The sequence below is a fragment of the Lachnoclostridium edouardi genome (genome assembly GCF_900240245.1).
Taxonomy (GTDB): Bacteria; Bacillota; Clostridia; order Lachnospirales; family Lachnospiraceae; genus Lachnoclostridium_A; species Lachnoclostridium_A edouardi.
The window spans coordinates 2,118,651-2,130,468 of record NZ_OESQ01000001.1 but is presented as its reverse complement, the minus strand read 5'-3'; the positions used below and the strand labels follow the sequence as shown (position 1 = coordinate 2,130,468).

11 protein-coding genes are annotated in these 11,818 nt (G+C 43.0%); 1 reads left to right on the top strand and 10 read right to left on the bottom strand.

The annotated features are described in order from the left end of the window. Positions 1–36: 36 nt before the first annotated feature. From C1A07_RS10060 to C1A07_RS10030, 7 genes are all read right to left on the bottom strand, one after another. Entirely contained in the window at positions 37–795 is a 759-nt protein-coding gene (locus C1A07_RS10060; protein ID WP_101876986.1) for an exodeoxyribonuclease III, read from the bottom strand. A 125-nt stretch (positions 796–920) separates the two neighbouring features. Further along, positions 921–3,167 (bottom strand): DNA topoisomerase III, encoded by a 2,247-nt coding sequence (locus C1A07_RS10055; protein ID WP_101876985.1) that lies wholly within the window; start codon positions 3,165–3,167, stop codon positions 921–923. A gap of 166 nt (positions 3,168–3,333) precedes the next feature. Beyond that, positions 3,334–4,017, bottom strand: coding sequence for an amino acid ABC transporter permease (locus tag C1A07_RS10050; RefSeq protein ID WP_101876984.1), 684 nt, complete (start codon positions 4,015–4,017; stop codon positions 3,334–3,336). Positions 4,018–4,027: 10 nt separating this feature from the next. Then, positions 4,028–4,780: an amino acid ABC transporter ATP-binding protein gene (locus C1A07_RS10045; protein ID WP_242972292.1), complete on the bottom strand. Its 753-nt coding sequence runs from the start codon at positions 4,778–4,780 to the stop codon at positions 4,028–4,030. A gap of 45 nt (positions 4,781–4,825) precedes the next feature. Next, positions 4,826–5,479, bottom strand: coding sequence for an amino acid ABC transporter permease (locus C1A07_RS10040; protein WP_101876983.1), 654 nt, complete (start codon positions 5,477–5,479; stop codon positions 4,826–4,828). 20 nt (positions 5,480–5,499) lie between these two features. Beyond that, the gene (locus C1A07_RS10035) at positions 5,500–6,306 is read right to left on the bottom strand and encodes a transporter substrate-binding domain-containing protein (protein WP_101876982.1); all 807 of its coding nucleotides are present in this window, start codon (positions 6,304–6,306) and stop codon (positions 5,500–5,502) included. Between the two features lie 28 nt (positions 6,307–6,334). After that, on the bottom strand, positions 6,335–7,555 hold the full coding sequence (locus tag C1A07_RS10030) for an ROK family transcriptional regulator (protein ID WP_101876981.1): 1,221 nt from the start codon (positions 7,553–7,555) through the stop codon (positions 6,335–6,337). Between the two features lie 400 nt (positions 7,556–7,955). On the opposite strand from C1A07_RS10030, the gene C1A07_RS10025 reads away from it, so the two are divergent. Beyond that, entirely contained in the window at positions 7,956–9,128 is a 1,173-nt protein-coding gene (locus C1A07_RS10025; RefSeq protein ID WP_101876980.1) for a M24 family metallopeptidase, read from the top strand. 120 nt (positions 9,129–9,248) lie between these two features. Here C1A07_RS10025 and C1A07_RS10020 read toward each other — a convergent pair whose 3' ends face one another. From C1A07_RS10020 to C1A07_RS10010, 3 genes are all read right to left on the bottom strand, one after another. After that, positions 9,249–10,022 (bottom strand): SIMPL domain-containing protein, encoded by a 774-nt coding sequence (locus tag C1A07_RS10020; protein WP_101876979.1) that lies wholly within the window; start codon positions 10,020–10,022, stop codon positions 9,249–9,251. Positions 10,023–10,208: 186 nt separating this feature from the next. Beyond that, on the bottom strand, positions 10,209–11,135 hold the full coding sequence (locus C1A07_RS10015) for a nucleotidyltransferase family protein (protein WP_101876978.1): 927 nt from the start codon (positions 11,133–11,135) through the stop codon (positions 10,209–10,211). Between the two features lie 10 nt (positions 11,136–11,145). Next, the gene (locus tag C1A07_RS10010) at positions 11,146–11,811 is read right to left on the bottom strand and encodes a V-type ATP synthase subunit D (protein WP_101876977.1); all 666 of its coding nucleotides are present in this window, start codon (positions 11,809–11,811) and stop codon (positions 11,146–11,148) included. Between the last annotated feature and the right edge of the window lie 7 nt (positions 11,812–11,818).

The following is an 11,818-nucleotide window of genomic DNA, read 5'->3' as shown; positions in this document are numbered from 1 at the left end:
TTTTCTACTTTCTTTTTTGTCTTTTATAAACTTATTTTATAAACTTAAAACCAACTCTACAGGGCAATGGTCAGAACCCATAATATCTGTGTGAATGGCTGCCTTTTCCAGCTTGTCCTTTAATGCTTCTGACACGCAGAAATAGTCGATGCGCCAGCCTGCGTTTTTGGCCCTTGCGCTGAACCTGTAAGACCACCAGGAATAAATCCCTTCGGCATCCGGGTAAAAATAGCGGAAGCTGTCAATAAAACCTGCGTTCAGCAGGTTGGTAAAATCCTCCCTTTCCTCATCGGAAAAACCTGCATTTTTTCTGTTGGTTTTCGGATTCTTCAAATCAATCTCTTTGTGGGCAACATTTAAATCTCCGCAGAATACAACCGGCTTTGTTTCCTCCAGCTCCTTCAGAAACTCTAAAAAGGCCTGGTTCCACGTCCTTCTGTAAGGCAGTCTTGCCAGACCGTCCTGAGAATTTGGCGTATAGCAGGTAACTACCCAATAGTTAGGAAACTCTGCAGCAATCACACGCCCCTCGTGGTCGTGCTCCTGGCGGCCGATTCCGTACTTTACAGAAATAGGCTCACTTTTAGTAAACATTGCCACGCCGGAATAGCCCTTTTTCTCTGCATAATTCCAGTACTGATAATAGCCTTCCAAAGGCAGATCTATCTGCCCCTCCTGAAGCTTTGTTTCCTGAAGGCAGAAAATGTCTGCATCCACGCTGTTAAAATATTCTAAAAACCCTTTTCCTACACAGGCGCGCAGCCCGTTTACGTTCCAGGATATTAATTTTGTCATATAATGTTCTCCTCTTAATGATGTGATTGCAAGCTTAGGTTTAAAGTATAATTAGTATATCATAAATCATAGAAGTTTGCCTACTAAAAGCCCTGCATAATAGCCCAATATCGGGCAATATTTTTTTATTTCTTCTGATTTTCTTCAGAATCCAGATTTAATTTTGCAAATGCAGCTGCAAAAGGAGAATTTAGCGCCTCTTCCTCCTTTGCCTGGTTCCTCATATACTTAGCTATATCCTTCTTAGATACGCCTTTCCCCTCCTTCTTTTTTCTGTCCTGAAATGCAGTCAATTTCTCTTTATAGCCGCAGGCGCACACAAAAATCTGGCTGTCTCCCTTTCCTCTTAATTCCATTTTTTTGTGGCACTTTGGACAGCGGGCGTTGGAGGTTCTGGACAAGGTTTCTCTATAGCCGCACTCTCTGTCCTGGCACACTAACATTTCGCTGTTCTTTCCCTTTACTTTCAGAAGTCTTTTTCCGCAGTCAGGACATTTTTTATTTGTCAGATTATCGTGGAAAAACTGTCCCCCGCTTGTTTTAATTTCATCTATCAGCTCCTCTGTATAGCTGTAGATTTCCTCCATAAATTCTTTTCTTTTCAGACTGCCTTTTGCTATGTTGGAAAGCTTCATCTCCCAATCCGCAGTCAGCTCCGGCTTTCTAAGATCCTCCGGCACCAAATCTAAAAGCTGTTTTGCCTTGGAAGTAAGAAAGATATCCTGCCCTCGCTTCTCTATGAGAAAGCTTCCAAAAAGCTTCTCAATAATATCTGCTCTTGTGGCAACTGTGCCCAATCCCCCTGTTTCTCCTAATGTTTTAGCCATAGCCTTATTATCGCTTTCCATATAAGCCACAGGGTTTTCCATAGCCGACAGCAGCGTAGCCTCGTTAAAAGGCGCCGGCGGCTTTGTCTTTCCCTCTTTTATGTTAAAATCTAATCCTGTTAAAATTTCACCTTTTTTCAGGTCAGGCAGCTGCCTGTCCAGAGAGCCAGAAGATACTTGCTCTAAATCCTCCTCTTCCTGGTCATAAATTCCGTCCATCTCTTCATAAACAGCTTTCCAGCCCTGGTTTAAGGTTATTTTCCCACTGGCTGTAAATTTTTCTCCCAAGATATCCACAACCATACTGGTTTGCTCATATTCATAAGGGGGATAAAGCACGGCTAAAAATCTTCTCACTACTAAATCGTAAATTCTTCTTTCATCTACAGTCATATGATCCAGCTGTACAAACTGCTCTGTAGGAATAATTGCATGATGATCTGATACCTTTTTATCGTCTACAAAAAATGCTTTCCCGGAAAAGCTTTGATTTATCAATTTGCCTGCCAGCCTTTTATAAGGCCCTGTTCCACAGGCCTTCAATCTGTCCTGTATAGTGGGCAAAATATCGCTGCCTACATATCTGGAGTCTGTTCTGGGATATGTGAGAACCTTATGATTTTCATATAATCTCTGCATAATATTTAAGGTTTCCTTAGGGGAATAGCGATACCTTTTATTTGCCTCCCTTTGCAGCTCCGTTAAATCATAAAGCAAAGGGGCGTATACCTTTTTAGGTATCTTTACAATGTCAAAAATAACTCCCTTCTCCCCCTGCAGTTTTCTGCATAAATCTTCTGCTTTTTCCTTCTGGAATGTGCTGCGGCTCCCTGACTTTTTATCCTGCCATGACAATATAAGATCCGGCTTCCCCGCCTCTGTTTCCATTTTTGCCCATATACTATAATACGGCTTAGGCTGGAATTCCCTGATTTGATTTTCTCTTTTCCTGATCATAGCTAAAGTTGGGGTCTGAACACGTCCGCAGGACAGCTGAGCATTATACTTGCAGGTTAATGCTCTGGTTGCATTAATGCCTACCAGCCAGTCAGCTTCCGCCCTGCACATGGCCGCGTCGTATAAAGCGTCATATTCCCTGCTGTCCTTTAAATGCTTAAATCCTTCTCCTATGGCCTTGTCTGTCACAGAGGAAATCCAAAGACGGCTGCAGGGTTTATTATTGCCAGCTTTTTTAAGAATCAACCTGGCAACTAATTCTCCCTCTCTCCCTGCGTCTGTGGCTATAATAATCTGCCCCACATCTTTTCTGGCAATCTGATTTTTCACCGCCCTGTACTGTTTTGCCGTCTGTTTAATCACTTCCAGGCGGAAGGGACTTGGCATCATAGGCAGATACTCCATTTTCCACTCTTTAAATTTCCCGTCGTAATCCTCTGGATCAGCCAAAGTAACTAAATGTCCAAGTCCCCAGGTAACTATATATTTTTCTCCCTCTATTGCACCGTCCGCCTGTTTTTTACACCCTAACACTCTGGCAATATCTCTGGCTACAGAAGGTTTTTCTGCAATAACTAATGATTTCATAAATAACTTCACCCTTTCTCCAGTTATTATTCCTGATTTTCAGTATACAAAAGGAACCTGGGCCATGGCAAGAATAATTTTTCTCTAAAATTCCCACAAAAAAAGAAGGTATCTCTAAATTCATATAAGAAAACCTTCTGGTTATTTAGAGATACCTTCTTTTTATTTAATTATTTCTTCCTATCTCTTCCAGACAAAGCCCTGGAATGGCTGTTTTTCTTTCTACATTATGGAAGATCACTGTAGCCGCCGCAACCAGAATAAGATAAAATACTGCCACCGTAGCGTATGATTCTATTGGATTGTAGTACCTGGCGATCAGGATTTTTGTTTGAGTCATTAATTCCGGAAGGGCGATTAAATATACTACCGCTGTATTTTTAATCATATAAATCGCTTCATTGCTCCAGGCAGGCAACACCAGCCTTAAAGCCTGAGGCAGCATAATACATTTTACCGCCTGAAAGGTACTCATCCCAATAGACCTGGCCGCCTCCATCTGTTTATCTCCCACCGCCACGATTGAACCGCGGAAATATTCTATTTGGTAAGCTGAGCTGTTTAAACCTAATGTTAAACATGCGGCTGTCATTGGGGAAAACAAAATCCCGAACTGAGGAAGGCCGTAGTAGATTAAAAACAACTGTACTAACACAGGGGTTCCTCTGAATATTTCCGAGTATGCCATAGTAAGCTTTTTTGCCGTTTTTCCTCCATATACTCTGACAAAAGCTAAGGGGACTCCCACCAGCAGGCCGATTGCCAGGGAAATTACTGATATCTGAAGGCTTTTTACAACGCCGCTGGCCATGGCTGGAACAGCCACCTGCAAAAATGAATAATAATCCATAAGCTACCTCCTATCCGGCAGCGCCTACACCTGCAAATTTTCCCAGGAATTTCTTTGCTCTTTGAGAGTGAGGATCATTGAAAAACTGGTCGGGGGAGCCTTCCTCCACAATTACTCCGCCCTCCATAAACACAACCCTGTTTGCCACTTCTTTTGCAAAATGCATCTCATGGGTCACGCAGACCATTGTCATCCCCTCTGCCGCCAGCTTCTGCATAACATCCAAAACCTCTCCAATCAGTTCCGGGTCCAAAGCTGAGGTAGGCTCGTCAAACAGCATCACCTTAGGGTCCATAGCCAAGGCTCTGGCAATAGCTACTCTTTGCTTCTGCCCGCCGGACAGCTGACCAGGATATAAGCCGGCCTTATCCCCCAAGCCTACTCTCTCCAGTTCCGCCTGGGCTCTGGCCCTGGCCTCGCTTTTCTTTACCCCCAATACTTCTGTTAAGCCAATAGCCACATTGTCAAGGGCCCGAAGGTGGCTGAATAAATTAAAGTCCTGAAACACCATGCCAATATGCTCTCTGGCGTGATTAATGTTTACCTTTTTATCAGTTAATTCCAGACCGTTTACCCAAACTGTACCGCTGTCTGGCACAGTCAGCATATTTATACATCTGAGAAACGTACTTTTTCCTGTTCCGCTGGGGCCTAAAAGTACAATTACCTCTGACTCCTTTACATTCAGACTGATTCCCTTTAGTACTTCTGTTTTCCCATATGTTTTTTTAATATTTTCCATGCGGATGATTTCATTTCCCATCCTCTTACACTTCCTTCCCCGGAAACTGTTTATTAATTGCTTCTGTCAATTTTCCGCAATGCTCAGCTTTTTCTCCAGCATTCTCATCCCTTTGCCTGACAGAAATATCAGGAGGAAGTACAGGATGCCCACTGCCAAATATGCGGGAAAGGGCTGCTTTGTTCTGGCAATGTCATATTGAGCCAGACGCAGCATCTCCGGCACTCCTAAAACATACACCAGAGAAGAGGATTTTATTGTAGTGGCCATCTCATTTGTCCACGCAGGAATTGCTTTTCTCACTGCCTGAGGAATCAAAATCTTGCATATTGCTTTTTGACGGCTCATTCCTATAGCCCTGGCAGCCATCATCTGGCCTGGGTCAATGGACTGAAACGTTCCTCTGAAAATCTCCAGCTGATACGCGCTGCTTATTACTGCCAGGGACAGCGCCGCTGCCCAGTAAGCAGAAATATTAATAGAGCCTGCAATGGAAAAGTAAAGTAACAGCAACAGTACTAGCTGAGGCACAGCCCGGAAAACTGTGCTGTATATAGTCAGCGCTTTTCTTATTGCCGAATTTCCGTAAACTCGGAACACTGCCATAAGAAGTCCTACAGCCCCACCGAAAACAAGGGCGATTAAGGTTACGGAAATGGTTACAGGCACTCCCTTTAGTAAGTAAGGCAGCAAATAACTAAAAAAACGTTCCATATCCATACTGCAGCACCCTCTTCCTATTAATCAGTCTGCCATTTTTCAGCTAAGCCTTCCAGGAATCCTTCATCCTTTAATTCTCCTAAAATACTGTTGATTTTGTTTAAAAGATCAGGCTCATTTTTAGGAACAGCTATATTCTCTCCTGTTCCATAGAAGGAACCTTCCCAAATAATCTCCACATCATAAAGCTTTTCATATTCTCTGGACTGCCCCTTATCACCTGCTACCATCTGGATTCTGCCTGCATCCAAATCCAGAATCTCATCATCTGCCTTCTCATAGCGGGATACTTTGTCTCCGTCCATTTTTCCTGCCTCAACTAAGTCTGTAATGTACTGCTCCGGCAGCGAACCGCTGAGAACGCCTACTGTATAATTAGTAATATCCTCCATATCCTGAATCTGGATTCCTGCCCCTGTTTTTGCCAGATACACATTCAGCTGCTGATGGTACATGTCGGAAAAGTCAACCATTTTCTTCCTCTCCTCTTTTGCTCCCATACAACAGATAGCTACGTCCACTTTACCGCTTTGCACGGCTGCCACCAAGGCGTCAAAGCTCATATCTGTAATTTCAATGTCCACGTTCATTCTGTCGCCAATTTCCCTGATCAGGTCCATGTCATAACCTACAAAGTTATCGCTTTCATCCTTAAACGACCACGGCGCGTGGTCTGAGGAGGTGCCAACCTTCATCACTCCTCTTTTCTCGATGGTCTTTAACAGCTGTCCCTCCTTTTTCTGGGAACATCCACACAAAGATACAGCTGCTACTGCCCCTGCAATGGTACAGACCGCCGCCATTTTTAAGGCTTTTCTTAGTTTCATAAGCTCCCTCCTTGTTAAAACATTATATTTATTCGTCCTTTTCCGCCCCTAGGGTTTCGGAAAAGTTTCCGCGGAATACTAATAAATAAGCGCCTTTTAAACTAGCCTTAGAGCCCAGCGCACTTTCCCTGATCTCTAAACGCTGTAACACCTCTGGTTTTAAAAGCTGCTTTACTGTTTCCCGGACAGGCTTTAAAAATACTTCTCCCATATCCGGCATCATACCGCCTAAAATCATTATTTGAGGATTTAATGTCATTGCTGCATTAACAAGGCCATATCCAAGAATTCTGCCGGCCTCCCCTGCAAGTCTGATACAAAGCTTATCTCCCATTTCTGTGGCTTTTATAATGTCCTCCAGCTGAACCTCCTCCGGGCCTTCTGATTCTGAATTTACAATTTCCTTTAAAATGCTGCAGTCTTCACTGTCCCAATTTTCTTTTACTTTTCTTAGCAGCATCTGTCCTCCGCAAAGATGCTCTAAAGGCGCCGTCTGATCATTTCCCAAATATATTAAAGAAGCCCCTATTTCTCCTGCAGCGCCGCAGACTCCCCGGCACAAGGCGCCGTTGCTGATTACTCCTGCGCAGATTCCCCAGGAGGCTGTAATATATGCTAAATCCTGAACCTTTCTCTGATATACAAGCGTCCACTCCGCCAGCGCGGCCAGCCTTGCATTAATATCCATAAACACGGGAATATGATATCTGTCCTCTAAAATCTGCTTTAAGGGGACATTGTTCCACTGAAAGCTGGTAGAGGATAAAATAACACCGTTTACTGCATCAATTAAGCCTCTTACGCCTACCCCTATGCCAATCAGCTTTTTATCTTCCCCTCGCTCCTTTAAAATCCCGATGCAGGAATCTAAAGCTTCATATAGTCCATTAAAATATTCTCTTTTTCTGATCTCCGCGTGATACTCGTACAAAATGCCTCCGCAGAAATCAAATATAATAGCTTTTGCTCTGGAGTAGCCGAAATCTACTCCTATTATGTAGCCAGCTTTAGGATTAGGCTGAATATTCACAGGTTTTCTTCCGCCGGAGGAATCTCCATAGCCGGTCTCCACTAAATATCCTTCCTCAATTAATTGTTTAGTAATTCTGGATACTGCCGCCAAACTCAGTTTTGTGATTTTCGCCAAATCTGTTCTGGAAATACTTCCATACTCATGGACCAGTCTTAAAATCTTCATTCTGTTGGCTTTGCTGACCTGCTGTAAATCAATTCCCTTTTCCGTTCTCATATTTCCCTCTTCTTCTCTCCGCTTAATTACATTAGTTAATTAAGTGTCGTTTTTTTATATGAAATATGACTGGCCTGATCTTCAGATTTTTAAAGCTGTCTCTTTTCATTTTCCGTTTTTGTATTGTTTTTCACATTTTATCACACTTATTTACATTTGTAAAGTATCTTTTTACTTAATATTTTTGTGATTTTATCTATTTTTCTGCAAATATTATGTATATTTATTTTATTTTTGAAAAAACTTTATTTTCCGGTTAAACCTATTTACAAATTCTTTTTTCAATGCTAGAATGCAGATATATAGTTTATTACTAAATGTAATAAAGTTTTATTTTTACCTCAAAAACAATTTAAAAAATCATAATATAAAATTCATATAAGAAAGCGAGGTAATCTACATGCTGAAATCAATTCCTGACAGTGAGTATTTTGATCGCGTGAAGCGCCTTCAAAAGCGAATGGAGGAAGAGGACTTGGACGCAGTGCTTTGTTACGGGGATGAAGGGCTGTGCCATAATCTTCGTTATTTGACAAAATACTGGCCTTTATTTGAAGTGGGAGGCGTGCTGGTAGGCCGTACCGGAAATCCTCTTGTGTTAATTGGAGGGGAGGCCCCTGAGTTCGGCGCTCAGACTCCTTTTGGTATGGACAGCGTGAGAGGCTGCAGCGACTTTGGCCACACCAGCGGAACAGTACACGACTGGATTGGAGTAAAATATTATTCTCTTAAAGAATTATTCCACCAGGTCACTGACGGCAAAGGCGTAAAACGCCTGGGCGTAGGAGATTACGCCATCACTCCCCACCGGTTATATAAAAAAATGGAGGAGGCCTGTCTGCCTGGAGGTCAGTTAATAGACTGCGGGGATATTCTGGTAGATCTTAGGATGAATAAAACTCCTGCTGAAATAGAGATGGTACGCCAGGCGTGTCTTACTTCCGAAAAAGCCTTTGATAATGCTTTAGGCCGCATCAACCCTGATATGACTGAGTATGAATTGGAAGGTGTTTTAGCAGACGAGCTTTATAAGAACGGAGGAGAAGGACCTTCTTTCCCAATTCTCTGCTATTCCGGCTACCGCAGCCGCAGCGGAATCGGGCGCAGCACCCACAACAAACTGGGGAGAAACAATCTTATTAACATTGATATCGGCTGCCATTACAGCGGCTATGCCTCTGCCTACGGCCGGCCAATTATCTTTGGAAAAATGCCTGATTCTATGAAAAGAGAAATTGATTTTATGCTGGAGCTTCACGAAAAATTAATCTGCCAGTGGATAAAACCAGGGTTAACCTCTGAAGAAATTTATCAAATGTATTATAATTACTTTGTGGATCACGGGTTTGGACCGCCTCCAGCCAGCGCTTCTCATGGAATCGGTGTTTTTGAGGGCGAACCTCCTACCTTCCGCTTTCACACCCCTTCCCTTTTAAAGCCGGGAATGACCATAGCAGGCGATCATTTCTTCCGCTCTAAGGAATACGGCTTCCGTTTTGAGGACTGTTATGTAATTACAGAAACAGGCAGCGAAATCTTTACCCGCAGCCATTGGGAATATATTGAACTTTAAAATAAAAGAGGCGAAGTTTTCTATAAATCTAAAAAGCTGCAAAATAGATGATGGATTTATCCAACCCTATTTTGCAGCTTTTTCAGCAGTCAATAACCTTACATATTTTCTATGTTATGTTTACTTGCTGACTGCGAAGTCTACACTTATCTGAGCCTCTATTTCTAATTCTCCAGGCATCACCGCCATAGCTCCAGGCGCGCTTTCATCTGCCGCCGCGCTGTTTTTTGCACTATAATAGCCAGTGTATCTGGCCTGACTATTTCCGCCGAATTCTTCCATGGCTACAATCTGGCCTAAGGTGCAGCCCCCTGCCTCAGCCATAGCCTGAGCCTTTACCTTGGCTGATTCAACTGCCTTTTTCAGGGCCTCCTGGTATCTTTCATCATATTTGCTGGACAAATATGTAACGGAACGCACGCTGTTTATTCCTGCAGAAACAGATCCGGAAAGCAGATCTCCTACATTTTCCAGGGGAATATCAGATACTGTTACCATAGTGTTCATCTCATATCCGGTAATTGTCTGGCCATTGTTCCAGTCATAAATAGGATTCATATCATATCCGGAGGTCTGAATAGAACTTTCTTCAATTCCCAGCCCCTTTAAAGTCTCAACTACCTGATCTACGCTTTTTCCGTTTTCATCCTGACAGCTTTTTGCATCTGCTGCCTGGGTATAAACTCCATAGACAATCTCCGCCATGTCAGGAACTACTTTTACACTTTCACTGCTGGATACGGAAATCACCTGATTCTCCACATTCTGCACCTGAAGCACTCCGTTTCCTCCAGCCTGAATCTGTGAGGTTCCTCCCTGTGCGCCGCAGGCTGTCAATGCGGCTCCACCCATCACTGCAGCTGTAAGAATTGCTATATTTCTACTTTTTTTCATAATAATTCCTCCTCTCTTTTATGACTTCATTATAAGCAATTTATGGAAAATTGTCTTTTCTTTTCTCTTAACAATCAATTACTGATTTACAAATTATTCCTTACAAATTTCAATGCCGCAATGTGAAAGAGAGCCCTGAAGCAATATAATTGCCCAGCGCCCTCTCGGTTTTATTATCTTAATTATTTAGTCGAACAGCTTCTCTTTGTACACTCCGTCAGCAATCAATTTTCTGATAGAAGCGACCACAGCTTCTTTATCTTCCTTGTAGGTAACTCCAAACCACTTATCTTGTGTTTCCAGCACGGTTACACAAGCCCTTTTAGACTTGATCATATTGTCAATGACTTTTGGAAGAAGGTACTCAGACTTTATGTCGCCTTCCTTTAAATTAGACAGAAATTCAGGAAATCCCTTTTCTAATTCCTGAATAAATGACTGAGGAAGCCCCCACATATTCATGGAAACATGCTGGGAAGGATGAATTGTTACAGGATTTCCCGCTTCATCAAAAGCGTCCAGGGTCCCGTCCTCTTTCATCTGGATATTAAATGTTTCTGTTACATCCTGCAGACTTCCGTCTTCTCCCACCTGGCAAACGCCTCTGGTCACACCGCCGTTTTCACTTAAAGTGTTTTTCAGGATAAATCCGCCCATGCAAATATCCATGACCTCTCCGTCATCCTGCATATTGTTTACCATATAGTCGTGAATTTTCCTGAATCCCTCTTTTCCATAGTAATCATCAGCATTAATTACAAGGAAAGGACCGTCCACAAGACCTTTTAAGCACAGCACAGCCTGGCCGGTGCCCCAGGGTTTTGTCCTGTCAGCCGGTTTGGAAAATCCTTCAGGCAAATGATCCAGCTCCTGAAAAGCATATGATACCTTTGCAATTTTCTCAATTCTGTTTCCAATTACTTCCTTAAAATCCTTTTCCAAATCTTTTCGGATAATGAAAACAATTTTATCAAAGCCGGCTTCCAAAGCGTCATGGATAGAATAATCCATAATAATCTCGCCGCAAGGTCCTACTGGCTCCAGCTGTTTAATCCCTCCTCCAAAGCGGCTGCCGATTCCCGCCGCCATAATCACCAACGTTGTTTCTCTCATCTTGTACCTCCTACGCCTTTGCATTCTCGCTGTAATGGTGAGCCTGCTCCAGCATCATATCTTTTACCTTCATCAAACGAATCTGTGTGCTTCTCTCGTTCTCATCCAGCTTCATTGTAATATATTTTATGTTTTTCTGGGTCTCTGGAATGATTACGTGCTCCAGAGCATTTACACGCCGCCTGGTCTTTTCAATTTCAGAAGCCATCAGCTGGCACGCCTTCTCCACCTCTGACAACCGCAGCATATCCGGCAGAATATCTGCCAGAGATTTTACCGCGTCGTCTAAATCTCCTGAAGTAAAGGCAAATCCATAAGAGTAAATGTCGTTTTCATCTGCTGTTCTGGTTTTATATTCCAGCACAGGAACATCCACGCTCATTACATTCTTTTTATCCACTTCCAGATAAACCTCTTGTTTAGGCACCATGAGAGAGGTGTGAAGAATTTCCTCTGACATTCCTGCCCTGGCGATTACAAAGTTTTTGTTGGCGTCCTGGATTCCTGCTTCCACCTTTTTTCTGAGAGCCATATCCTCTCTTACCAGGTCCAGAAACTGCCGCATCAGCTCATCCCGCTTATCCTTTAAAAGCTTATGGCCTCTGGTGGCTGTTACCAGTTTCTTTTTCAGCCTTGTCAGCTCCATACGGGTTGGATTAACTTGTGTTGATGCCAAAGGGGAT